The following is a 25,237-nucleotide window of genomic DNA, read 5'->3' on the forward strand; positions in this document are numbered from 1 at the left end:
GCTGTCCGCATCGAGCCCAAACGAAGGAGTATCACTCATGGCGTGGTTCCTCGCGCTGAACGCCTCCCCGACCAAGGGCGGCCAGGCGCCGACCTATGAGCTGCAGGAATCCGCCGATATCGAGCGGATCACCCGGGAGATGGCCAGCTTCGCCGCAACCGATCAGGCGGTGGCGGTTCCCGCCGTCTTCAACAACGGCCGCCAGCAGGTCACCTTGTACGTGCGTCCGGCCGCCTGGGGCGCCTGGGCGATCTACGAGCTGAGTGAGGAAGAGCGCCGCGAATTGATGGCCGCCAGCCCGCTGGTCAATGCGCTCGCTCAGGCCCGCGCCGCCAAACAGCAGCAGTCCGGAGCCCAGCAACCGCAGCAGATGTATGCGCCGCAGGCCCAGCCGAAGCAGTCCGGTCCCTCAGTGATTCCCAGGCTGGACTGAGGGCTGGACCGACGCGTCGGAAAAACGTGGCTCCCCCGGGTGGACTCGAACCACCAACCCTCCGGTTAACAGCCGAATGCTCTGCCAATTGAGCTACAGGGGACCGCTGTCCGCGTGGACTTGCACGACTCTAGCGCATCCCGAGAGCACCTCCGTCCCACGGGGGTCGCACCGAATCGCCCCGCCGCCGGATGGGGCAGGATGGAACCACCGCACCGCCTGTTGTAGGGAGCAGCATTGATCGGGTACGTCGTCGTGATGGGCGTCGGCTACGTGATGGGCACGAAAGCCGGCCGTCGGCGCTACGAGCAGATCATCGGCAGCTACCACGCGCTGACCAGCAGTCCGATCGCCAAAGCGGTGATCGACAAGGGCCGGCGCAGCATCGCCAACCGGATCCATCCCGACCAGAAGATGGTGACGCTGACCGAACTCGAGGACGGCACCACGGTGATGCGGCCGGCAGACCCCGAGGATCCCGGCCCCCGCTGATCAGGTCGGCGCTTTGCGCCCGACCCGCTGCATCCGGCCTCCGGCCGGGCTTGCGGTCAGGCTCTCCCCTAACGCCTGACCCGCTGCACCCGACCTCCGGCCGGGCTTGCGGTCAGGCTCTCCCCTAACGCCTGACCCGCTGCACCCGACCTCCGGCCGGGCTTGCGGTCAGGCGGTCAGATCGTCGCCGCTGGCCTGCTCCAGCAGGCTGCGCCGATAGGCCTCCATTGCGACCAGGTCACCGAACAGCGCGTGATATTCGTCGCTGTGCTCCACCGGTGACATGCGCTGCAGTTTGGACTTGACCTCGGCGATCTGGCGGCCCACCCACACCTCCTGCAACCGGGCCAGCACCCCGCCGATATAGCGGGGCAACTTGTCGTCGTCGACCCGGATGGACTCCACGCTCAACTCGTGGATGAGCCCGACGGTCAGCGGCGAGGTCGTCTGCTCGCGCAACGTCTCGATCCACTGGGCACCGGCGGCCGCGGCAGCGGACCCGCCGGTCCCCCCGGCCGTGTCGATCGCCGCGCGCACCGCCGCGTAGCCGGGGTGGGTGAAACTCTCCACCGTCAGACTGTCGAACACCGGGCCGGCCAGCGCGGGGAACTGCAGTGCCGCCTTGAGCGCCTCCCGCTGCGGCCACAGCGTCGGATCGGCCGGGTTGGGGCGCGCCACCGGCGCTTGAGCGGCCGCCGCGGCGGTCGCGGTGGACGCCCGAGCGGGGCCGCCTCTGGCGTCCTTGGCCCCCTTGGCCTGAGCGCGCACCCGGCCGATCACCTGTGGGACGTCGTCCCAGCCCACCCAGCCGGCCAGCTGGCGAGCGTATTCGTCACGCAGTGTCGGGTCCTTGATCTGGGCGACCATCGGCACGCAGCGGCGCAGCGCAGCGACCCGCCCTTCGGCGGTGTCCAGATCCATTTCGGCGAGAGCGGTGCGAACGGCGAACTCGAACAACGGAGTTCGGCGTGCCACCAGATCGCGCAGCGCCTCGTCGCCCTGTGCCAACCGCAGATCGCAGGGATCCATGCCGTCGGCGGCCACCGCCACGAACGACTGGCCGGCCAGCTGCTGCTCGCCCTCAAGGGCCTTGAGCGCGGCTTGTCTTCCGGCCGCGTCGCCGTCGAAGACGTAGATCAGCTCGCCCCGAAAGAACTTGTCGTCCATCATCAGCCGGCGCAGCATCGCCAGGTGCTCGTCGCCGAAAGCGGTGCCGCACGATGCCACCGCGGTGGTCACCCCGGCCAGGTGCATCGCCATCACGTCGGTGTAGCCCTCCACGACGATGGCCTGATGCCCGCGCGCGATGTCCCGCTTGGCCAGGTCCAGACCGAACAGCACGTTGGACTTCTTGTAGAGCGTGGTCTCGGGGGTGTTGACGTACTTGGCCTCCATCGGGTCATCGTCGAACAACCGGCGGGCGCCGAACCCGATCACCTCCCCCGCCGAGGACCGGATCGGCCAGAGCAGCCGGCGGTGGAACCGGTCCATCGGACCCCGGCGCCCCTCCCGGGACAGGCCCGCGGCCTCCAGCTCCTTGAACTCGAAGCCCTTGCGCAGCAGGTGTTTCGTCAAGCCGTCCCAACCCGACGGGGCAAAGCCGCAGCCGAACCGCTGCGCGGCGGCGGCGTCGAAGTTGCGTTCGGTGAGATATTTGCGCGCCGGTGCCGCCTCGGCGGTGCCCAGCGCCGCGGCATAGAACTCCGCTGCCGCCGCGTTGGCGGCGATCAGCCGGCTGCGACCGCCGCGCTCACGCTGGATGTTGGTGGCCGATGCGCCGGTGTAGGTGATGGTGTGGCCGACCCGGTCGGCCAGCAGCTCGACCGCCTCGACGAAGCTGGCGTGCTCGATCTTCTGCACGAAGGCATAGACGTCGCCGCCCTCCCCGCAACCGAAGCAGTGGAACAGGCCGTGGTTGGGCCGGACGTGAAACGACGGCGACTTCTCGTTGTGAAACGGGCACAGGCCCTTGAGCGAGTCGGCCCCAGCGCGCCTGAGCTGCACATAATCGCCCACCACATCCTCGATCCGGACACGTTCGCGGATGGCGGCGATGTCGCGATCGGAGATACGGCCTGCCACCGGGTCAGTCTAGAGTGCACAGCCGGCGTCCAGCCGCCATGTTTTAAGCTCGGTTCGTCAACGTCGACGTCAGGGAGCACGCATGAGTCTGTCCGAGCAGCAAAACGCGGCGAAATCCAAACGACCGCGCCTGCTGCTCGTGATCGCCGTCGCCGCGCTGGCCGTGGTGGGGGCGGCCGCCTGGCTGGTACTGCCGGACCGCTCCCGCGGTGCCGCATCGGGGATCACCGGCGAGACCGTCAAGCAGGTTCTGCTCGACGGCGCCGAGCTGACCAAGATGCTGGATCAGCCCTTCACGACCGTCACCGGCCCGCCGGCCTACGGCGGTCCGGAAGCGATGGAGGACTCGTCGTCGCCCGGTGAATGCGTCGGCGTGATGGAGGTCGCGCCCAAGAGCGTGTACGCCTCGGCCGACGTACAGAGCTACGCGCGGGAGACCTGGATCGACTCCGAACCCCACCGGGACGGCTTCACCCCGCTGACCACCCAGGTGATGTTCGTCAAGGAGGCCGTGGTCGCACTGCCCAGCGCGGCGGACGCCCAAGCGCTGTTCGCGAAGTTCGCCGAGCAATGGAAACGCTGCGACGGGCATGCGGTCAACGCCGACGCGGATTCCGGCGGACAGCCCCAGTTGCACGGCACCGAGATGCACATCACCGACGTCCGGGTCACCGATGACGTGCTGGCGGCCTCCATCGTGCTCGACAAGAGCCCCAAGGCGCCGGACACCCGGGCCGTCGGTGTGCGGGACAACTGCATCGTCGGGGTGCTGATCGCGTTCACCGGCACCGAGAACGCCACCGGTTCCGGCGACCCGCAGACCAGCAGCATCGAGGCCGTACGGGCGATGATGGACAAGGTCACCAAGCTCGGCTGAGCTCGCCGTGTCCTAGCCCTTCGCGAGGCGCTCCAGTCGGCCCTCGGTGCACGACGCGATCTGGTCGATGACGACCCGCAGCCGCGCGCCGTCATCGGCGGCAGCGGCGAACGCCGGGACGAAGAACGGATCCAGGCTCTGCGGCGCCCCGGAGAGCAACCGGTGGGCCACCGCGTGAACCTGCTCGCGCTGGACGGCCTGAATTTTGCGGTGCTGATCGTCGGACATGATGAACTGCACCGCAAGAGTTTTCAGCACGGCCACTTCGGCCTGGACCAGTTCGGGCACTACCAGATCGGCCTGGTATCGGGCCAGTGGCCGCCGGCCGGCAACGGCATGGGTGGCGGAGATCGCCGCGGAGGCGAACCGGCCGACCAGCTCACTGGTCAGTTGCTTCAGCGCCACCGACGCCGACAGGGTCATCGGGAATTTGCCGTAGGCGGCGACCGCGGCCACCATCGGCAGTTCGGTGAGCCGGTGAGCGGCCGCGGCCAGGTCATGGACCCCGTCGGGGTCGCCGAGGCGCGCCAGTTCGGCCACCGTGGCGGCGTCGGCGAGCACCCGCAGGTCGATACGGCCGGCGATGACACCGTCTTCGACATCGTGCACCGAGTAGGCGACGTCGTCGGCCCAGTCCATGATCTGCGCTTCCAGGCAGACCCGGCCCTCCGGCGCGCCTTGACGCATCCATTCGGCGGCGACCCGGTCGTCGTCGTAGAAGCCGAACTTGGGCCGGGCCGGCCCGTCTCCCGACCGGCGGAGCCACGGATATTTGGTGACCGCGTCCAGCGCCGCCCGGGTCAGATTCAGTCCCGCGCTTGCTCCGTCGGGGCCCAGGACTTTGGGTTCCAGACTGGTCAGGATGCGGAAATTCTGCGCATTGCCTTCGAATCCGCCGCAGTCCGAGGCGATTTCGTTGAGCGCCTGCTCGCCGTTGTGGCCGTACGGGGGGTGTCCGATGTCGTGGGCCAGCCCGGCCAGGTCGACCAGGTCGGGGTCGCAGCCCAGCCCGATCGCCATCCCCCGCCCGATCTGCGCCACCTCCAGCGAATGGGTCAGCCGGGTGCGCGGGGTGTCGCCGTCGCGGGGGCCGACGACCTGGGTCTTGTCGGCCAGCCGGCGCAGCGCGGCACTGTGCAGCACCCTGGCCCGGTCCCGGGCGAAGTCGGTGCGGTGCTGACCGCCGGTCCCGGGCAGGCCGGCGGTCTTCGACGACTCCCCCATGATGCGGTCGCGGTCGTGCGCGCCGTAGTTGTCGTACTCGTTTGTGGCCACCGCAGCCAGTCTATTTTGGCCCCGTCCGCATCGATGACATGCCAGGCCGAAACGCCGGGCACCGGCTGCGCAGCCCGTCGCAGAATTCCAGCGATCGCCCGCGGACCGCATATACATTGACCAGCATGCGAATCACTCGCCTGCTCAGCGCCGCCCTCGCGGTGGTCATCGCCATGCTGCTGGGGGCGCCGGGCGCCGCGGCGCAACCACCGCTGCGGCTGCCCAGCTCGATCACCGACAGCGCCGGGGCGCTCTCGCCATCCGATCGTGTCGGGGTGCAGGCCGCGATCGACAAGCTCTACGCCGACCGGCACATCCGGCTGTGGGTGGTCTACGTCGACGTCTTCTCCGGGCAGACCGCTGATGACTGGGGCCGCAGCACGGCACGGCTCAGCGACCTGGGCAACAGCGACGCCATGCTGGCGGTGGCCATCGCCGACCGGGGCTATGCGTTCCTGGTGTCCGACAGCATCTCCGAGATCGACGCCGGCAAGGTTGATGCGCTGCGGCGCAACCAGATCGAGCCGGCGCTGCACCGTGGCGATTGGGCCGGGGCGGCCACTGTCGCCGCCGGCGGGCTGGACGCAGCGGCGGCACCGGCCGAGGTGAGCTGGGCGCCGATCCTGATCGCGCTGGGCGCGGTGGCGGCCGCCGGCGTGGTGGTCCTGCTGGTGGCACGCCATCTGCGGCGGCGCCGGCACAACGCGGAGCTGGCAGCGGCCCGACGGGCCGATTCGACTGATCCGAATGCGCTGGCCGACGTGCCGGTGTTCGCCCTGGACACGCTGTCGCGGGAGAAGGTGGTCGAGGTCGACAATGCGGTGCGCACCAGCGCCAACGAGTTGCAGCTGGCCGTCGATGAGTTCGGCGAGGAACGCACCCGGCCGTTCGCGCAGGCGGTCGCGAGCGCCAAGGCCGCCATGGAGCAGGCCTTCACGGTGCGCCAGCAGCTCGACGACGACATCCCCGAGACACCTGCCCAGCAGCGCGATCTGCTGACCGGGGTGATCGTCACCGCCTCCAAAGCCGACCGCGAACTGGAGACCCAGCGTGCGTCCTTCGAGGAATTGCGCGACCTGGTCCTCAACGCTCCGGCACGCCTCGACGACCTGACCCGACAGCTCGTCGAGCTGACCGGGCGCATTCCGGCCTCCGAACAGCATCTGGTCGACTTGCACCGCGAATTCGACGCCACCGCACTCAGTTCGGTGTCCGGCAATGTCAAGACCGCGCAGGACCGGGCGGCCTTCGCCGAACGCAACATCACCCGGGCGCGCGGGCTGGCCGACCACCCGGTGACCGGCGGGCAGAGCGAACTGGTGGACGCGCTGCGGGCCGCCGAGTCTGGGCTGGCCCAGGGCCGGGCCCTGCTCGACGCGGTGGACAACGCCGCCCGCGACATCCGCCACGCGGTCGCCACGCTGCCGGAGGCCATCACCGACGCCGAGGCCGGGATCGCGCAGGCCGACGCGCAGCTGCAGCGCGGGGCGGGGACCCACAAGTCCGGTCTCACCGCTGCCCGCGACGCCGCGGTCAAGGCCGTCGCCGCCGCCCGGACGACCGGCGATCCGCTGGGGGCGTTCACCGTATTGACCAAGGCCGACTCCGACCTGGACCGACTATTGGACACCGTGGCCGAGGAACGCGCCGCCGCCGAGCGACTTGCCCGCACCCTGGAACAGGCGCTGTTCACCGCGTCGTCGCGGATCCGCGCCGTGTCGGACTACATCGACACCCGCCGCGGCAGCGTCGGGCCGGAGGCGCGCACCCGGTTGGCCGAGGCGCGACGCCGGCTCGACGCCGCTCAGGACAAACGCACCACCGACGTCGCCGGCGCCATCACCCAGGCCAACGGGGCGGCCACGCTGGCGGCCGCGGCGCAGTCACTGGCCAAGGCGGACGTGCAATCCGCGCAGCGGGAGTACTACGGCCGCTACGGCGGCGGCCCCGGCGGTGGCAACGACACCGGGGCCATGCTCGGCGGCATCATCATCGGCAACATCCTCAGCGGGGGCCGGATGGGCGGCGGCCTCGGCGGTGGTGGCGGGGGCGGCTGGAGCCCGACCTCATTCGGCGGTTCCTCCGGTGGTGGAGGGTTCTTCGGCGGTGGCGGCCGGTTCTAGCCTCGCACGGCGAAAGTGCCCGCACGCCAAGGGCGTGCGGGCACTTTTATGCCGAAGTCAGGGCGTGGCGGTCGGTCCGGTCGCACCCGGCTGACCGTCGGGCCCGTCCTCACCGGCCGTCCCGTTGGTCTCGACGGTGTCGTTGCCGGTCGCCGTCGCGGTGCCGCCGGCCCCGGGCTGACCGCCAGGACCGCCCTCGCCACCGGCCGCACCGGTGCCGCCGGTACCACCGTTGCCGCCGGCGCCGCCGTTGCCGCCGTCACCGGCCGTCGACGCGCCACCCTTGCCGTGGGTGGTCGCATCGCCGCCGGCGCCGCCGTTGCCACCCGCGCCGCCGGGCGAGCCGACAACACCGTCGGCGCCGGTACCGCCGATGGCGCCCGCGCCGCCGTCGCCGCCGACGCCACCGATGGCGGTGCCGCCGGCGCCGTTGGCCCTGGCGTCGCCACCGGCGCCGCCGTCACCGCCGGTGCCGGCGATGAGGCCCTGGCCGCCGGTACCGCCGATACCGCCGTCACCACCGTTGGCGATGCCCTCGGAGCCGTTGGAAGTGGCCTCGCCACCGGCTCCGCCGACCCCGCCGGTGCCGCCGTGGCCGTTCTCGGCGGTGCCGCCGGTGCCGCCCATACCGCCGCTGCCGCCGGTCGAATCGCCGCTGAAGCCGTTGGCGGTGCCTTCTCCGCCGGCGCCGCCCGCGCCACCGGCGCCGCCTTCCCCGCCGTTGCCGATGGGGGCGGCGGAGTTGCCACCCGTACCGCCGGCCCCGCCGTTGCCGCCGACAACGGTGCCCGTGGCACCGTTGGCCGTGGCCGCACCACCGGCACCACCGACACCGCCGGCACCACCGTTGCCGAAGATCGAAGCGACCGCGTCGCCGCCGACACCGCCGGTGCCGCCGTCGGAACCGGCTGCGGTGCCACCGGCACCGTTGGCCGTGGCGTGGAACCCGGCGCCACCGGCACCGCCGACCCCGCCGTCGCCCATGACCGTGCCTCCGGTGCCGCCGTTGCCGCCGTCAGTGCCGTCGACCCCGGCCACGGTGGAGGTCCAGCCGTCGCCACCGTCGCCGCCGTTGCCGAAGAACCCGGCGGCACCACCGTCACCGCCGTCCAGGCCCTGTACGGTCGAGTCCCAGCCGTCGCCGCCGTCGCCGAACCACAACCCGCCGGCCCCACCGTCGGGGTCGGACTGGGTGCCGTCGATACCGTTGCAGATCAGGCCGCACGCGCCATCGAGGCTGTCCACCCCGTTCATCTGGATGTAGGCGGTGTTGATGGCGCTGTCGATCTGCTGGCCGAGGTCGCTGGTGATCCACGCCTCCATGGCCGTGTGCCACGGGTCGTACATCCACTGCTCGACCACGCCGGCGGGGTCGAGATCGGGGTTGGCCAGCAGCAGCTGGTCCCAGAACGGCGAGTCGCCGAACACGTCGTCAACGCCGGTGGTGTCCACTGCCGGGCCGGCGAGCGCGCTGGGGTCGAACAGGTCCATCAGCCAGTCGAGTCCGTCGGCGTGTGCGTCCGGCGCGGCCGCCAACGGGGCCATCCCGAGCGCCAAGAACGCGGCCGCCGAGCCCCCCGCCGCGACCACCCGACGGCGCGTCTTCGTGCCGAATGCATGGTGCTTCGTGGTGCGCTTGCTGATAGTCATCTACCTACCTCCCAGGTGTGGACTAATCCGCGGTTGTCCGAAAGCCTTACGGCAGTAAAGGCTTTGCTTAGTTAACGGCAACGGCGCCGGTGCCTCAAACCGAGGGCCCAGACTCTCAGGGAAGGCCCGGAACATAGGTGCCTGTACCTGCGCGACAGTCCCCCGGAGTGCCGTGTGTGCCATGAAACCGGACCACGTCGGCGGGCAGACCACGGGCAGCCTGTGACCCCGCACCGCTGCGGACAGCGCCGCCCCGAAATGTCACAGGACGGCACCGGGCAGCTACGCCCCGGGTCCTGCGAGCAGCTCTCAGCAGCCCTTGAGTCGAACCGCCAGGTAGTCGGCGACCGAGTCGATGGCCACCCGTTCCTGGGCCATGCTGTCGCGTTCCCGCACGGTGACGGCGTGGTCTTCGAGTGAGTCGAAGTCGACGGTGATGCAGAACGGGGTGCCGATCTCGTCCTGACGCCGGTAACGCCGACCGACCGCACCGGCGTCGTCGAACTCGACGTTCCAGGACTGCCGCAACTCGGCGGCCAGGTCCCGGGCCTTGGGCGACAGGTCGGCGTTGCGGCTCAGCGGCAGCACGGCGGCTTTGATCGGCGCCAGCCGGGGATCCAGCCGCAGCACGGTGCGCTTGTCCACCCCGCCCTTGGCGTTGGGGGCCTCGTCCTCGTGGTAGGCGTCGATCAGGAACGCCATGAACGAACGGGTCAGCCCGGCGGCGGGCTCGATCACGTACGGCGTGTAGCGGGTGTCAGTTGCCTGGTCGTAGAACGACAGGTCGACGCCGGAGTGCTTGGTGTGGGTGGACAGGTCGAAGTCGGTGCGGTTGGCGATCCCCTCCAGCTCGCCCCACGGGTTGTTCTGGAAACCGAACTTGTACTCGATGTCGGTGGTGCCGGCGCTGTAGTGCGACAGCTTCTCCAGCGGGTGCTCGAACAGCCGTAGGTTGTCGGCGTCGATACCCAGGTCGACGTACCAGGCCAGCCGGGTGTCGATCCAGTACCGGTGCCACTCGGGCGCAGTAGACGGTTCGACGAAGAACTCCATCTCCATCTGCTCGAACTCGCGGGTCCGGAAGATGAAGTTGCCGGGGGTGATCTCGTTGCGGAAGCTCTTGCCGGTCTGGGCGATTCCGAACGGCGGCTTTCGGCGCGCGGTGGTGACGACGTTGGCGAAGTTGACGAAGATGCCCTGGGCGGTCTCCGGGCGCAGGTAGTGCAGCCCCTCCTCGCTTTCGATGGGACCGAGGTAGGTCTTGAGCATCATGTTGAACTCACGCGGCTCGGTCCACTGGCCCTTGGTGCCGCAGTCCGGGCAGGCGATCTCGCTCATCGGGATGTCGTCCGGATCGACCTGCTCGCCCTTGGCCAGTCTCTTGGCCGCAGCAGCCTCCTGCATGTGGTCCTGGCGGTGTCGCTTGTGGCAGGACAGGCACTCGACCAGCGGGTCGTTGAACACCTCGACGTGACCGGAGGCCACCCACACGTCTCGCGGCAGGATGATCGACGAGTCCAGCCCGACGACATCGTCGCGAGCGGTCACGACCGAGCGCCACCACTGTCGCTTGATGTTCTCCTTGAACTCCACGCCGAGCGGGCCGTAGTCCCACGCGGACTTGGTGCCTCCATAGATTTCGCCGGCCGGGAAGACCAGTCCGCGGCGCTTGGCCAGATTGACGACGGTGTCGATGACGGACGCCACGAGGGGGTGTACTCCTTCTAGTCGAGGCCGCGTCGGCAACGCCGACACGCAGAGCACCAGACATCGTATCGACACCGCCTGGCTTCTTTGACATGCATCATCACGCATGAAACAGTGGAGTCAGCTGAAAACGGTTTCCAACATGGGCGGAGGTGGTTGCATGCCGCCCGCAGCATCCGGTCTGGTGGCCGACGATCACCAACACGCCGGGCCCGCCTTCCCCGCCACTCCGCCGCGGGAGATCCTCGACGCCGCAGGCGAGCTGCTGCGGGCACTGGCCGCTCCGGTGCGCATCGCGATCGTCTTGCAGCTGCAGGAATCCCACCGCTGCGTCCACGAACTCGTCGACGCGCTGGGGGTGCCCCAGCCGCTGGTCAGCCAACATCTGAAAATCCTCAAGTCGGCCGGGGTGGTCACCGGGGAACGGTCGGGCCGCGAGGTGCTCTACCGGTTGGCCGACCACCACCTGGCGCACATCGTCATCGACGCGGTCGCCCACGCCGGCGAGGAACGTTGACCGCCCCGGGGGTGCGCTCCACCCGGCAGCGCGCGGCGATTTCGGCCTTGTTGGAGACCATCGACGATTTCCGTTCGGCCCAGGAGCTGCACGACGTGCTGCGCGAGCGCGGGGAGAACATCGGACTGACGACGGTCTATCGCACGCTGCAGGCGATGGCGTCGGCCGGGCAGGTCGACACGTTGCGCGCCGACACCGGCGAGTCGGTCTACCGACGCTGCTCAGAGCACCATCACCACCACCTGGTCTGCCGCCACTGCGGCGCCACCGTCGAGGTGGGCGATCACGAGGTCGAGGAGTGGGCGGCCCAGATCGCCGCCGAGCACGGCTTCTCCGATGTCAGCCACACCATCGAGATCTTCGGAACCTGCGCCGACTGCCGAAAATAAGCACCGCCGCTACCGATCAGCCGGGCGAGCCGTTGCTGGCACCGCTGCCGCCGGCACCACCTTCACCGCCTCGGCCGAGGTTGCCGCCGTTTCCGCCGTTACCGCCGTTGCCGCCGGAGGCGCCGCTGTTGGTCCCCGACGGGTCGTAGCCGTCGCCGCCGTCGCCACCGTTGCCGGCCGGCAGCGGCGCCGGGTTACTACCGACCGTGCCGGCACCGCCTGCCGTCCCCCCGCCGCCGGCGCCACCGGTACCGGCTGCGCCGCCGGAACCACCGGCGCCCCGCAAACTGGTGGTACCGCCGTTGCCGCCGTTGCCGCCGGCACCTTCGTTGTCGCCGGTGGCGGCACCGACGCCGCCGCCGGCCACTCCGGCGACGCCCTGCGCCCCGTCACCGCCGTCGCCGGCGAGGGCTCCGTTGCCGCCGGCACCGCCGACGCCGCCGCTGCCGTTGGTGCCTCCGGCACCGGCGGTGGTGCCGCCACCGCCGCCGGCGCCACCGGTACCGCCCACACCGGCGGTGCCGGCATTGCCGCCGGTACCGCCCCCGCCCCTGGCGGAGCCGGTGTCGGTCCCGCCGGCGATGCCCGATTGGCCGTTACCGCCGTCGCCGCCGGCCCCGGCGTTGCCGCCGGTACCGCCCTGGCCGCCTTGGCCGCCGTTTCCGTTGGCGCCGACGGTGCTGCCGGTCCCGCCGTTGCCGCCGGTGCCGCCCCGGCCGCCGATCCCGCCGGTGCCGCCGGCACTTCCGGATTCGCCGTTGGCGGTGGTGGCGCCGGTGTTGACGCCGTCGTTGCCGGCGTAGCCGGCGCCGCCGGTGCCGCCCTGGCCCCCGGTCCCGCCGAGGCCGGCGTCGCCGCCGGAGCCGGTGGCCGCCTGGGCGCCGGTGCCGCCCAATGTTTTTCCGCCGGCGCCGCCATTGCCACCGTGGCCGCCGTCGCCGCCGTCGCCACCGCCGCCGCCCTGGGTGCCCGCGACAACGCTCGAGGTGCCTACCGAGCCGGCGGTGCCGGTTCCGCCGCCGCCGCCGGCCGCACCGGTACCGCCGTTGCCGCCGATCCCGGCAGCGCCGGAGATCGAGCCGCCGTTGCCGCCTTGACCGCCATCACCGCCGGAGCCGCCCTCGCCGCCGGCCAACCCGGTGGTGTTCGCGGAGTTGTCGGTGCCCGCGGTTCCGGAGCCGCCCTCGCCGCCGTTGCCGCCCTTACCGATGTTGCCGCCGTCGCCGCCGGCACCGCCGTTACCGCCGGAAGTTCCCGCCGGCGCACCGCCCGCTGACGGGTCATACCCGGCGCCGCCGTCACCACCGTTGCCGGCCGGCCCGGCCACGCCGGTGCCGGCGGAAGCCGTGTCGCCGGCGCTGCCGGTGCCTGCCGCCCCGCCGGCGCCGGCCGCGCCCGCGGTGCCGGCGGCGCCGCCCTGGGTGGAATCGCCGCCGGCACCGCCGTTGCCGCCGCCGCCGGCGCTGCCGTGGATGGTCTGGCCGGCTACCCCGGCTTTACCGGCTCCACCGTCACCACCGGTAGCACCGTTGCCACCGGCTCCGGCGTTGCCACCATCACCGTTCGCCCCGAGAGCGCCGCTCCCGCCCGCGGTGCCGCCGCCGTTACCGCCCTGGCCGCCGTTGCCACCGTTCCCGACGCCGCCGGCGTCGCCGCCGGCCTGGCCGTCCATGTCATTGACGCCGGTCCCGCCGGTGGTACCGGCGAAGCTGTAGCCGGCGCCGGCATTACCGCCGACCGCCCCGTTACCGCCGGCGCCGCCGATACCGCCGTCGCCGGAGATCGAACCGCCGAGTCCGCCGTTGCCGCCCGCGCCGCCCGAGCCGCCGTTGACGCCCGAGCCGCCGTCGACGCTGGCCGACGTCCCCGCGGCACCGTTGGTTCCCGCCGTGCCCGAACCGCCGGCACCGCCGTCGCCGCCCTTACCGATATTGCCGCCGTTGCCGGCAGCACCACCGTTGCCGCCGCTGGTGCCCGCCGCCGCACCGGAACCCGCGGCCGACGGGTCATAACCGGCACCGCCGTCACCGCCGTTGCCGGCCGGTCCGCTCACCCCGGTGCCCGCACTGCCCGCGTTGCCCGGAGTGGTACTGCCATCCGCGTTCTGGCCGGCGGCACCACCGGCACCGGCACCAGCCGAATCCCCGCCGTTACCGCCGTGCCCACCAGAACCGACAACACCATCGAAACCAGCATCAGCGGCGGTACCGGCAGCACCCTGACCGCCGCCACCACCGGCAGCCCCGTCGCCGCCAGCACCACCCTTGCCGCCGGCACCGTCGGCACCCTCAGCAGTACCGGCAGTCGAGCCACCCGCACCACCGTTGCCGCCGGCACCCCCGACGCCCGCGGTGCCCGCGGCACCACCATTGCCACCGCCACCGAGCGCCGCACCACTGTCACCGCCACCGGCAATCCCGGCCACGCCCAGCGCGCCGGTCCCGCCGGCAGAGGCGTTACCGCCATCACCGCCTTGGCCACCGGAGCCACCCGTGCCGTTGGTGCCCACCGAACCGGCCGCCCCGTTAGTGGCACTGCCCGCCGCACCACCATTACCGCCGGTGCCACCGTCGCCGCCACGACCACCCAGGCCACCGGCGGTGCCGGCACCACCATTGCCGAGCGTCGTCCCGGCAGCACCACCGTTGGCACCCGCCGTCCCGTCCAGGCCGGCACCACCGCCACCACCAGCGGCGCCACTGCCGGCGTTACCACCACTGCCCGCAGCACCCGAGGTCGATCCGCCATTGCCGCCGACGCCGCCGTTACCACCGGCGCCACCATGTCCGCCGGCCAAACCGTCGACGTTGCCAATGCCGGCGCCGCCCGTGGACCCAGAGTTATCGGCCCCCACGGTGCCGGAGCCACCGGCGCCGCCGTCACCGCCCTTACCGATATTGCCGCCGTTGCCGGCAGCACCACCATTGCCGCCGTTGGTCCCCGCCGCCGCACCGGAACCCGCCGCCGACGGGTCATAACCAGCACCACCATCACCACCATTGCCCGCCGGCCCGGTCACCGAAGCGCCGTCACTGCCCCCATTGCCCGGAGTGGTACTGCCATCCCCGTTCTGACCGGCCACACCACCGACACCGCCACCAGCCGAATCCCCGCCATTACCGCCATGCCCACCAGAACCGACAACACCATCGAAACCAGCATCAGCGGCGGTACCGGCAGCACCCTGACCGCCACCACCACCGGCAGCCCCGTCGCCGCCAGCACCACCCTTGCCGCCGGCACCGTCAGCACCGGCCGCGGCGCCGCCAGTCGAACCACCCGCACCGCCGTTACCGCCGGCACCACCGGTGCCCGCAACGCCGGCAGCACCACCATTGCCACCGCCACCCAGCGCCGCACCGTCGTCACCGCCACCGGCAACCCCGGCCACCCCCAGCGCACCCTGGCCACCGGCACCGGCGTCACCACCATCGCCACCGGAACCGCCGGAACCGCCCGAACCATTCGCGCCGACCGAACCGGCCGCCCCATTGGTGGCACTGCCCGCCGCACCACCACTACCGCCGAGGCCACCATCACCGCCACGACCACCCACACCACCAGCAGTCCCGGCACCACCATTACCCAGCACCGTTCCGGCATCACCGCCACCGGCACCCGCCGTCCCGTCCAGGCCGGCACCACCGCCACCACCAGCGGCACCACTGCCGGCGCTACCACCACTGCCCGCAGCACCCGAGATCGACCCGCCATTACCGCCGAGCCCACCGTTACCACCGGCACCGCCGTTCCCACCGGCCAAACCATTCACACCACCGGCCTGCGCCACACCATCAACGTCGGCTCCACCGGCCGACCCGGAGTTATCGGCACCCGCGGTGCCCGAACCGCCGGCACCACCGTCACCGCCCTTGCCGATATTGCCGCCATGACCACCGGCCCCACCATTGCCGCCCGAAACCCCGGCCGCCGCACCAGAACCCACCGCCGACGGGTCATAACCAGCACCACCAGCACCACCATTGCCCGCCGGTGCCGAAAGGCTCTGACCGGCGCTGCCGGATCCCCCGGCCGCGCCGGCAGTGCCGGTGCCGCCGGAGCCGGCGTTGCCGCCGATGCCGGCGGCCCCGCCTTGCACTGAGTCGCCGCCGTTCCCGCCGTCGCCGCCGGCACCGAATTCACCGTTCGAGCCCGCGATGCCGGCCAGCCCCTGCGCCCCTTCTCCGCCGTCGCCGCCGCCGGCCCCGGCACCGCCGTTACCGCCCTGGCCGCCGGAGCCGTTGTTGCCGGCGCTGCCGCCGGCGGTCGAACCACCTGCGCCGCCGTCGCCGCCGTGACCGCCCGCCCCGGCGGTTCCGGCCGCGCCGCCGTTGCCGCCGGCGCCCCCGTTGATCGCCAGCGTCGCGTCGCCGGTCGCACCCTCACCGCCGGAGCCGGCCGTACCGCCGTTGCCGCCCTGGCCGCCGTTCCCGCCATTGCCGTTGATTCCCACCGAGTCGTGGGCCCCGGTGCCGGCATTGCCACCGGTGCCACCCGCGCCGCCCTGCCCACCGTCACCGGCCTGCCCACCGGCCTGACCGGCGCCGTCGTTGGTGGACAGCACGCCCTGCTGACCGATGTAGCCGACGCCACCCTGGCCGCCGTGGCCGCCTTCACCGGCGTTGCCACCGTTGCCGGCGGTGCCCGGCGCGCCCGCGTCAAGACTGGACTGGTCGCCGGTCCAATTGCCGCCAGCGCCGCCGTTGCCCCCGGCACCGCCCGCCCCGCCCTTGCCACCGGCAGCAATGGAGCTGCCCTCCCCGCCGGCTCCGCCCTTGCCGCCGTTCCCGCCGGTACCGCCGTTGCCGGCCGCCCAGCCACCGGATCCGCCGGCACCGCCGGCGCCACCGGAACCACCGTTGCCGCCGTCGCCGCCGACACCGGCGTCGAAGGCCGCGCTACCGCCCAACCCACCGTTGCCGCCGGCCAGGCCGGTCGGGGCGCCGTCGGACATGGTGGTGGCAGCCTGTCCGGCGAAGCCACCCTGGAGAACCGGCGACGACACCGGTGACCGGTTGAATCCGTCACCGCCGTCACCCCCGTTGCCGCCCAGCAGACCCTTGACGCCGTCGGCGCCGTCAGATCCGGCCATCCCGGTGCCGGCCAACCCGCCGGTACCGGCCGCGCCCCCGAGGCCGCCGGCGCCGACCACACCGGCATTGGCGCCGGCCCCGCCGTTACCGCCGTCGACGTGGCCGGCGGTGCCGTCGGCAGCGTTGCCGCCATTACCACCGGAACCGGCGTCACCCCCGGCGCCCCCGGCGCCACCGTCACCGTTGGCCCCGGTGCTGCCGGACCCGCCGGCCGCCACACCACCGCCGTTGCCGCCCGCGCCGCCGTTACCACCGTGTCCGCCGTTGCCGCCGAGTGCGGCGTCACCGCCGTTGGCGCCGCCGGCGGCATGGGCATCGGTCGCGGCGTCGTAGCCGTCGCCGCCCAGCCCACCTCGGCCTCCGGCGCCGCCCGCGCCTCCGGCGCCGCCTTGGCCGCCGTCGCCGGCGACCGATCCACCCAGCCCACCGTTGCCGCCGGTTCCGCCGTTGCTGCCGGCACCGCCGACCTCGCCCGAGGTACTGGGCTGCCCCGCCGTGGTCGCTGCTGCCCCATCACCGCCGTCGTCTCCGGCCGCCCCGGCTCCACCGGCGCCACCGTTTCCGCCGTTTCCGTAGCTGCCGCCGTTGCCACCGGCCCCGCCGCTGCCACCGTCGAGGGTGGAATCGGTCGACGTCCAGCCCGCTCCACCGGCGCCGCCGTCACCACCGCTGGTGGCCGCCCGCCCGGCGGCCGCGAGCCCGGTCGCGCCCAGCCCACCGGCACCGGCCTTACCGACCTCACCGCCGTTGCCGCCGGCGCCGCCGTCGACGTGATCGGCGGTGCCGGCGGCCCCTGCCCCGCCATCGCCGGCTGCTCCGGAGTTGCCACCGATCCCGCCGCTACCGCCGTCGCCGGCCAGCCCCGCACTACCGAAGTGGGCGCCGTGGCCACCGGCGCCGGCCAGCCCGCCGGCGCCGCCGGCGCCACCGTTACCCCCGTCGCCACCATCGCCGCCGGCACCGGTGGAGTGAGCAGCGAAATCACCGGCCGCGCCCAGCCCACCGACACCGCCGTTGCCACCGGCGGCTCCGCTCCCGGCGCTGCCGCCCCGCCCGCCGTCGCCGAACAGCAGCGCCGAACTCGAACCGCCCGCTCCGCCGTTTCCGCCGGCACCACCGCTGCCACCGACGCCGCCCAGCCCACCGACGCCGCCCGCCGCCCAGACGCCCTGGGCCCCGGTGACTCCGGCGATGCCCAGTCCACCGTCACCGCCGAGACCGCCGGCGCCGCCGCTGCCGAACAGCCAACCGATTCCGGCGCCGCCGGCGCCACCGTTGCCCCCGGAAGCGCCCGCGCCCCCGTCGCCGCCGGCGCCGCCGTTGCCACCGACACCCATGAACGAGCCACCGACTCCACCGGCGCCACCGGTGAAGCCGCCGCCGCTGTCGCCGCCCGCCCCACCGTTGCCAAGGAAGCCAGCGTCGCCGCCCGCGCCGCCGGCGGCGCCGTCGGCACTGCCGTCGTAGCCGGCACCACCGTCGCCGAAGAGCCAGCCACCCGCGCCGCCGTCCGGGTTGGTCGCGTCGCCGGCGGCCCCGTTGCCGATCACGAAGGAACCCAGCACACTGTTGATCGCGGTGTCGACCTGGGTGCCGAACGGACTGTTGATCCAGTCCTGCAGTCCGGCGTGCAGCGGGGTGTAGATCCACTGGTCGAAGAGCGCGGTCCAGTCGGTCGAGCCCCATTCGGCCGGGGAGCTCAGGGCCAGGCCGGGGAGCTGATCGGTCCACACCGCCGAGTCGAACCACTCCTGCAGGTCAACCGCTCCGGTCAGCAGGCCGCCATCGACATCGGGCGCCAGTCCCGGATCGAACAGGTCGGTCAGCCAGCTGAAGTCCAGGTCCGCGCGCGCCGGCGGCGCGCTGGCCAGCGGTGCGGTTCCGAACGCCAGGAAGGCCCCGGCGGCGGTTCCGGCGCCGAGCACGCGGCGGCGCTGACGCCTGCTGGCTGCGGGTGAGACTCGGTGTCCGGTGACGCGGCGCCCAATAGTCATCCCGAGTCTCCTATCCGGACCACGCGTCCGTTTTAGGGAATTACTGGTTACATCAGACCGCTGAGTCTATGTATTTGGAGAATTTTTTCAAACAAAATCTAGGTTTTTCTTCATAGTTTTTTCATATGATTCGCCAACCTTTTACCTATACCTCGCGCCCGCATAGCCGGTCTCACCAGGCATGTGCGGTCAGCAGTACGGTTTGGTGAAGTCAGCGCGGCCTGGCCCGGGTCTCATCGACCAGGCCTAACGGCAGCGCAAATTCGGACAAAGCTGAGATTTATCAGTGAAATTCACGTGGCGGTCCGGTTCCGAGCGGGCGCAAATCCATCGGCGGGGCGCCCTGCTCAGCAGGGCGGTGTGGCTCCGCCGACACAACCGTTCGCACCGGCGTCGCCGTGCTGGCCCTGCTGCCCGGCGCCGCCGTTTCCGCCCGCCGCGCCACCGCTGCCACCGGCAGCGCCTCCGGAGCCGGAGGTTCCCGCCGCACCACCTTCCCCACCGGTGCCCCCGATGCCCGCGGCCCCTTGCGAATCCGTGCCCAGCAGCGAACCGGTCAAGGACACCCCGCGGCCGCCATTGCCGCCGGCACCGCCGGTTCCACCAACGCCGCCGTTTCCGGCGGTACCACCGACTCCACCATCGCCGGCGCTGCCCGCCGTCCCGTGCAGCGCCGTGCCCCCGGCACCGCCTTGGCCGCCGGTGCCGCCGAGCCCGCCGGTGCCGCCCACCCCACCGTTGCCGCCGGTACCACCGCCACCACCGGTGGTGGTGCCGAGGTCCAGAGTTCCAGAAGCTTGGCCGCCGGTTCCGCCCGCTCCGCCGACCAGGCCCGCGGCACCGGTTCCGCCTTGGCCTCCGGCCCCACCGAGACCACCCGCACCGCCGTCACCAGAGATCGAGCCGCCGGCACCACCGGCCCCACCTGCGCCGCCCACGCCGCCGACACCACCGGTCGCGCCGAAACCACCTGTGCCGCCGTGGCCTCCGTCGCCGCCCACCACGGTGCTCAATAGACCCAGGAGCGCGACGGTGGACGCCCCGCCGTTTCCACCGACGCCGCCGGCCGCGCCGGTTCCGCTCGGCGCACCCGCAACTCCCGGACTGCCGTCGCCACCGCGACCCCCGTCGCCCCCGATATTGACTCCCACGCCGAGCAGTCCGCCGGCTTTACCGCCGATTCCGCCGGTTCCTCCGATCTGGACGGTCGTGGTGCTGCCATTGGTGCCGGGCCCTCCGGGTCCCGCGTCTCTGCTGCCCGTTTGGTTCGTGCCGGTCGCTCCGCCGGCGGCGGTCCCGCTCGGCGTCGGGTTCTGCCCCGTCGTCCCCTGCCCCCCGTTGCCACCGGCGCCGCCCTGCCCGCCGTTGCCGATGTTGCCGCCGTCGCCGCCCCGGCCGCCCTGTCCCCCAGCAGCGCCAGTGGCCGACTGGTCGTAGCCGCGTCCGCCGTCGCCGCCGTCGCCGCTGTGCCCGCTCGGCAGCCCGCCGGCGGCACCGGTGACGCCCGCAACGCCTCCGCCGCCGGGCGCACTTCCGGCTGCCCCGCCGCCACCGCCGTCGCCACCGTTTCCCGCGTCGCCACCGCGGCCGCCCGCTCCGCCAGTGCCGCTGTTGATTCCGGTGGTGTTGTCCGCCCCGGCACCGCCATTGCCGCCGGCACCGGCGACACCGCCGGCGCCCCCGGCACCGCCATTGCCGTTGACGCCGACCGCTCCGGTGGCGAGGTTGGTGCCGGCATCACCGCCGCGGCCCCCGACGCCGCCCTGGCCGCCGTCACCGCCGTTGGTTCCGGCCCCACCGGCACCGTTGCCGACGGCCAGGTTGCCGGCGGTACCGTCCGCGCCCGCACCTCCGGCGCCACCCGCACCGCCCGCGCCGCCCTCCCCGCCGGCGCCGATGCCGCCGGCACAGTTGGCACCGGGCAGATCGAGGCAGTTGCCGCCGGCACCGCCGGCACCGCCGTTGCCGCCGCGGCCGCCGGTGCCCGCGGCGCCGGTCAGGCTGCCCGCTCCACCGGTGCCGCCGGCGCCGCCGTCGCCGCCCTTGCCGCCGGTTCCACCCTGGTAGCCGCCGCTTCCGCCCACGCCGCCGGCACCGCCGTTGCCGCCGTCGCCCCCGGCCCCGCCCGCCCCGTTGAGTGTGGCGGCGTTGCCGCCGAGACCACCGGCGCCGCCGGTCGAGGCACCGCCCGTGGTCGCCGCCAGCGCGGCGAACCGGGTCGCCGAACCCGCTGCCGAGTAGTCGTAGCCGTGGCCGCCGACCCCGCCGTTGCCGCCGCCGGTGGCCAGCAGCCCGTCGGCGCCGGCCTCGCCGGTTGTACCGCTGCCGGCGAGACCGCCGGCCCCCGCCGCGCCCGCGGCACCGCCCGCTCCGGTCGCGCCGGGGTCGGCGCCGTTTCCGCCGTTGCCTCCGGCGGTGTGTGCGGCGGTGCCGTCGGCACCGCCGCCGCCGTTGCCTCCGGCACCGGAATTCCCACCGGCGCCGCCGTTTCCGCCATCACCGTTGGTACCGGCCAGCCCGTGTGCGGCCGCACCGCCGTCGCCGCCCCGGCCCCCGGCACCGCCGTCACCGCCGACGCCGCCCAGCCCGGCGTTGCCGCCATCTCCACCGAGCACGCCGTCGCCGCCGTCCGCGCCGACACCACCGGTGCCGCCACGGCCGCCGTCACCGCCGTGTCCTCCGGCGCCACCGTTGCCGGCGATCGCGCCCCCGGCCCCGCCGGCACCCCCGTTCCCGCCGGCGCCACCGGTCTGGCCGGCCTGTCCCGCCGCGCCCTCGGCGCCGTCGGTCAACGAGGTCGCGGACAGCACCGAGACGGTGGGTGCGGCGTCGGGTCCGCGCGCGCCGGCGGCACCGTTGCCACCGTTGCCGCCGGCACCGCCGTCGCCGTGATCGCCACCGGAGCCGCCGGCACCCCCGTTGCCGCCGGCGGCACCGTCCACGCCGGCGTCCATGCCGTTACCACCGGCGCCGCCGTTGCCGCTGATCGCGGTAACGCCAGCCCCGATCGCTCCGGCCGATCCGGTTGCCCCCAACACCCCGGCGGTGCCGCCGCGTCCCCCGGCGCCGGCAACCCCTGCATTACCGCCCGCGCCGCCCGCCCATCCGTCAATGCGCCCCTCGACGCCGTCGGCACCGGCGCCACCGCTGCCCCCGGCCCCGGCAGCACCACCGGAACCGCCGCGGCCGCCGATCCCGAACAGCAGACCACCCACGCCACCGTTGCCGCCGGCACCGCCGTCACCGCCGTCTGAACCCTCGCCGCCGTCTGCAAAGATCCCCGCCGCGCCGTCCGCGCCGGCGATTCCGGCGCCGCCGTCACCGCCGTCGCCGCCCCGGCCCAGCAGCCAGCCGCCGGCACCGCCGTCGCCGCCGGCCATGCCGTCGGTTCCGGCGCCGCCCGCCCCGCCGTTGCCGAACATCCCGGCATCGCCACCGTTGCCGCCGTCGTACCCGGCACCGCCGTCACCGAGCAGCCAGCCACCGGCGAACCCGTCGAGATGATCGGCGCTACCGGCCGCGCCGTTGCCGAGGGCAAAGCTGCCGAGCACCACGTTGACCGCGGCGGCGATTTCCTGGCCGGCGGTGCTGTCGAGCCACTCCGACACCCCGGCGTGCAGCGGGGTGTAGAACCACTGGTCGAACAGGTGACTCAGATCGACGGGGTCAAAGGCGACCGCCGGAGCGGGCTCGGGGGCCAGCAGGTCGAGTAGCCAGTCGGTATCGACGACGTCCGCGCGCGCCGGCGAGACGGCTGCCGGGGCCGCGCCGAATGCCAGCAGGGTGCCGACGGCAGAGACGACAGCCCGGCCGCCGCGATGCTTGGCTATCACGCCGCCCCCAATCTCCCGCCTTTGGGGACAGATCAGCGAACACTCAGATCACGTTAAGCTAGTGCTCTTGGAGGGGGCCGTCAACGAAGCCCAGGTCAGATGAGCGCCTCGCGGATGTCGATGCCGTTGGCCAGCACCAGCAGAACCAGCGTGGACAGCGCGTCGTCGGTGAGGCCCGATCCCGGAAAGTTGTAGCGCAGCATGGCATCTGCGGTCCTGGTGTCCTTCTCGACCAGGGTGACCGTCCCGAGTTGGCTGAGCCGCGCCTGCTCGGCCGCCCGCTCGCGAAGCTTCTTGGTCAGCGCCAGATCCCAGCCGAGGATCTGGGTGAGCGACACCAGCTCCAGCTCGTCGGTGATCGGCACCACCCGTAGGGAGGCCAGGGTGCCCTCGTAGTGGACGGTCAGTGCACCGTCTGGCTCGACGTCGGTGGTCAGAACCGGGGCGAGCACGGCGGCCAGGCGGTCGGCCAGCTCGGCCATCACGCCGTCCCGAACCGGCGCTGCCGTGAGGCGTACTGTTCGCACGCCTCCCACAGGTCGCGGCGGTCGTAATCGGGCCACAACTTCTCTTGAAAGATGTACTCCGCGTAAGCCGCCTGCCACAGCATGAAATTGCTGGACCGCTGTTCGCCGGAGGTGCGGATCAACAGGTCGACGTCGGGCATGTCCGGCCGGTGCAGATGCCGTGCGACGGTAGCCTCGGTGATCCGATTCGGATTCAGCTTGCCCGCCACCGCCTCCGCGGCGATAGCCTGTGCCGCTTCGGCGATCTCGGTACGCCCCCCGTAGTTGACGCAGTAGTTGATGGTGATGACGTCATTGCCGACGGTCATCTCCTCGGCGATCTCGAATTCCTTGATGACGCTGCGCCACATCTTCGGTCGCGAACCCACCCAGCGCATCCGCACACCCATCGCATTGAGGTTCTCCCGACGGCGGCGCACCACCTCGCGGTTGAACCCCATCAGGAACCGGACCTCCTCGGCGGAGCGCTTCCAGTTCTCCGTGGAGAACGCGTACACGGTCAACCATTTGATGCCGAGTTCGATTGCACCGCAGGTGATGTCGATCAGCACCGCCTCGCCCATCTTATGTCCCTCGGTGCGACCCAAACCGCGCTGAGTGGCCCAGCGGCCGTTGCCGTCCATCACCACCGCCACGTGGTTGGGCAGTGCCTCGGCCGGGATCTGCGGGGCCACGGCCTTGGAGGTGTGCTGCGGCGGACGGCACGGTCCCCCTTCCGGCGGAGCCGGCAGCTGGGGAAAGACCACCGGCCAGGTGGACTTGTCCGGGAAGACCGGATAGTCCTCGGGTGCCGCGGGCAACTGCGGGAAGTTGACCCTCCGATTTGCCCGCTTCAACACCATGTGCCCTATCCTGCCCGACCGGCAACGCACCGCCCGCGGCGACCGCGTATTCGCCGCCGCCGCTTACCGGTTAGCGCGACGATCAGGAATCGGCACTGAGGTCCATCGCGACGAAGTCCAGACGCCATAGCGATTGGAACAGCCGCCGCCCGAACTTCTCCAGATCCGCCGCGCTCGCCCGGGTCGGCCCGCCGGCCTGCGCCAGGCTCGCGGCGATCTCGCGAATGCTCCTGCGGCCGTCGATGCTCTGCACGAACGGCAGTTGGGCCGGGTTGAGCGGCATGCGCCAGCCCGGCCGGAAGATCTCATTGCCGTTGAGGCCGCACTTGAAGCGGAATAGCGGCACGTAGTCGAGGCTGTCGGCCGTGGAGAAGTCGATCACATAACTGCTCTTGGGCCGATCGGAGCGGCACGCCAGGAAGAAGTGCCGTGCGTTGAGGGTGTGGATGCGCTCCATCACCGACCAGATCTTGGCCTCGGGCAGCGCATTCACCTTCTCGTAGAACCCGCCACCCGTCGGCGCGGCCACATCATGGGCGTAGTACGGCGCCTTGAGCAGCCAGCCCTGGAATTCGAGTCCGGCCGAGGCGGCCAAGTCGATGCAGCCGTCGACGTCGTAGCTCTTGGCCCGGCCGTGCAGGAACGTGTCCACCAGGCCCGAATCCGAAGCGAGGTCGCCTGCGATCTTCAGGTACGGCTGGACCGGGTGGTCCTGGGACAGCATCCGGATGGCCTGGCGGACCGTCTGGATCGAGTCGTCGCTCTGCTCCAGGCCCATGTCCCGGAAGACCGATTCGAGGATCTCGATGCCGATCCGGCCGTAGCGCGCGTAGAGCATGATGCCGGCGACGCCGTCGGGCCGCAGGCAGTCCGCCACCGCCTTCATGCCCGCCTTCGGGTCGGCCATGTGGTGCAGCACCCCGGTCGAGACTGCCAGGTCGAAGTCCTGGCCCAGCGTGGACAGCTCCTCGATCGGGAGCTGGTGCAACTCCAGGTTCCACAGCCCGTGCTTGTCCTTGAGGTACTGCTGATGCCCCAGCGACGACTGGCTGATGTCGACGGCCACCACCCGGGCCTTGGGGTTGTTGTAGGCGAAAACCGCCGCCTGGTTGGTGCCGCAGCCCGCGATCAGGATGTCGAGGTCCGGTCGGTACTCCCGGTCCGGCCACAGCACCCGGTGCGCGTGGCTCGGGTCGAACCACTCCCAGTTCCCCGCCGACCACGCCTGGAGGTCATGGATGGGCGGCGGGTACGTCCACCGCTCGTACTGCCGGGAGACGATGTCTGCGCGTGGGTTGTCAGTCACTTCTTTGTGGCTCCTTGTTGCGTTGACCCCCCGCGATCGAGTCAGACTCTAGCGGGGGTTATTCGGGCCGGCGCGACGGGTGCGACTCACATCGGAG

General features: G+C 72.3%; 15 protein-coding genes and 1 tRNA gene. 6 read left to right on the plus strand and 10 right to left on the minus strand.

The features are described from left to right. Positions 1 to 37: 37 nt before the first annotated feature. Positions 38 to 433: a hypothetical protein gene (locus G6N23_RS12775; protein WP_085261150.1), complete on the plus strand. Its 396-nt coding sequence runs from the start codon at positions 38 to 40 to the stop codon at positions 431 to 433. 27 nt (positions 434 to 460) lie between these two features. Here the strand turns inward: G6N23_RS12775 and G6N23_RS12780 are convergent. Next, a tRNA-Asn gene (locus G6N23_RS12780) sits at positions 461 to 536 on the minus strand. Positions 537 to 670: 134 nt separating this feature from the next. Between G6N23_RS12780 and G6N23_RS12785 the strand changes: the two genes are divergently transcribed. Next, positions 671 to 925, plus strand: coding sequence for a hypothetical protein (locus G6N23_RS12785; protein ID WP_085261151.1), 255 nt, complete (start codon positions 671 to 673; stop codon positions 923 to 925). 168 nt (positions 926 to 1,093) lie between these two features. On the opposite strand, the gene dnaG is transcribed toward G6N23_RS12785, so the two are convergent. Continuing rightward, on the minus strand, positions 1,094 to 3,007 hold the full coding sequence (gene dnaG / locus G6N23_RS12790; RefSeq protein ID WP_085261152.1) for a DNA primase: 1,914 nt from the start codon (positions 3,005 to 3,007) through the stop codon (positions 1,094 to 1,096). Positions 3,008 to 3,089: 82 nt separating this feature from the next. On the opposite strand from dnaG, the gene G6N23_RS12795 reads away from it, so the two are divergent. Beyond that, entirely contained in the window at positions 3,090 to 3,884 is a 795-nt protein-coding gene (locus G6N23_RS12795) for a sensor domain-containing protein (RefSeq protein ID WP_085261153.1), read from the plus strand. Positions 3,885 to 3,896: 12 nt separating this feature from the next. On the opposite strand, the gene G6N23_RS12800 is transcribed toward G6N23_RS12795, so the two are convergent. Beyond that, entirely contained in the window at positions 3,897 to 5,159 is a 1,263-nt protein-coding gene (locus G6N23_RS12800; RefSeq protein ID WP_085261154.1) for a deoxyguanosinetriphosphate triphosphohydrolase, read from the minus strand. Between the two features lie 125 nt (positions 5,160 to 5,284). Here G6N23_RS12800 and G6N23_RS12805 point away from each other — a divergent pair, with 125 nt between their 5' ends. Continuing rightward, the gene (locus G6N23_RS12805) at positions 5,285 to 7,282 is read left to right on the plus strand and encodes a TPM domain-containing protein (protein WP_085261155.1); all 1,998 of its coding nucleotides are present in this window, start codon (positions 5,285 to 5,287) and stop codon (positions 7,280 to 7,282) included. A 57-nt stretch (positions 7,283 to 7,339) separates the two neighbouring features. On the opposite strand, the gene G6N23_RS22400 is transcribed toward G6N23_RS12805, so the two are convergent. Beyond that, on the minus strand, positions 7,340 to 8,932 hold the full coding sequence (locus G6N23_RS22400) for a PGRS repeat-containing protein (protein WP_085261156.1): 1,593 nt from the start codon (positions 8,930 to 8,932) through the stop codon (positions 7,340 to 7,342). Positions 8,933 to 9,241: 309 nt separating this feature from the next. Further along, positions 9,242 to 10,639, minus strand: a complete 1,398-nt coding sequence (locus G6N23_RS12815) for a glycine--tRNA ligase (protein ID WP_085261157.1) — start codon at positions 10,637 to 10,639, stop codon at positions 9,242 to 9,244. Positions 10,640 to 10,799: 160 nt separating this feature from the next. Here G6N23_RS12815 and G6N23_RS12820 point away from each other — a divergent pair, with 160 nt between their 5' ends. Both G6N23_RS12820 and G6N23_RS12825 read left to right on the plus strand, forming a co-directional pair. Beyond that, positions 10,800 to 11,156: an ArsR/SmtB family transcription factor gene (locus G6N23_RS12820; protein ID WP_085261181.1), complete on the plus strand. Its 357-nt coding sequence runs from the start codon at positions 10,800 to 10,802 to the stop codon at positions 11,154 to 11,156. Then, positions 11,153 to 11,545 carry a Fur family transcriptional regulator gene (locus tag G6N23_RS12825; RefSeq protein WP_085261158.1) on the plus strand — a complete coding sequence of 131 codons (393 nt, stop codon included), beginning with the start codon at positions 11,153 to 11,155 and terminating at the stop codon, positions 11,543 to 11,545. Before G6N23_RS12820 ends, G6N23_RS12825 begins: the two co-directional genes overlap by 4 nt. A 16-nt stretch (positions 11,546 to 11,561) precedes the next feature. Here the strand turns inward: G6N23_RS12825 and G6N23_RS22405 are convergent, their stop codons facing one another. From G6N23_RS22405 to G6N23_RS12850, 5 genes are all read right to left on the minus strand, one after another. Continuing rightward, the gene (locus tag G6N23_RS22405; protein ID WP_157997521.1) at positions 11,562 to 18,632 is read right to left on the minus strand and encodes a PGRS repeat-containing protein; all 7,071 of its coding nucleotides are present in this window, start codon (positions 18,630 to 18,632) and stop codon (positions 11,562 to 11,564) included. A 347-nt stretch (positions 18,633 to 18,979) separates the two neighbouring features. After that, entirely contained in the window at positions 18,980 to 22,465 is a 3,486-nt protein-coding gene (locus G6N23_RS12835; protein ID WP_157997520.1) for a PE family protein, read from the minus strand. 95 nt (positions 22,466 to 22,560) lie between these two features. Continuing rightward, positions 22,561 to 22,947, minus strand: a complete 387-nt coding sequence (locus G6N23_RS12840) for a hypothetical protein (protein ID WP_085259695.1) — start codon at positions 22,945 to 22,947, stop codon at positions 22,561 to 22,563. Next, positions 22,947 to 23,834, minus strand: a complete 888-nt coding sequence (locus G6N23_RS12845) for a decaprenyl diphosphate synthase (RefSeq protein ID WP_085259694.1) — start codon at positions 23,832 to 23,834, stop codon at positions 22,947 to 22,949. The genes G6N23_RS12840 and G6N23_RS12845 overlap by 1 nt, the downstream gene beginning before the upstream one ends. A gap of 82 nt (positions 23,835 to 23,916) precedes the next feature. Continuing rightward, positions 23,917 to 25,140 (minus strand): class I SAM-dependent methyltransferase, encoded by a 1,224-nt coding sequence (locus G6N23_RS12850; RefSeq protein WP_085259693.1) that lies wholly within the window; start codon positions 25,138 to 25,140, stop codon positions 23,917 to 23,919. Between the last annotated feature and the right edge of the window lie 97 nt (positions 25,141 to 25,237).

It is taken from the genome of Mycolicibacter terrae (genome assembly GCF_010727125.1).
GTDB classification, from domain to species: domain Bacteria; phylum Actinomycetota; class Actinomycetes; order Mycobacteriales; family Mycobacteriaceae; genus Mycobacterium; species Mycobacterium terrae.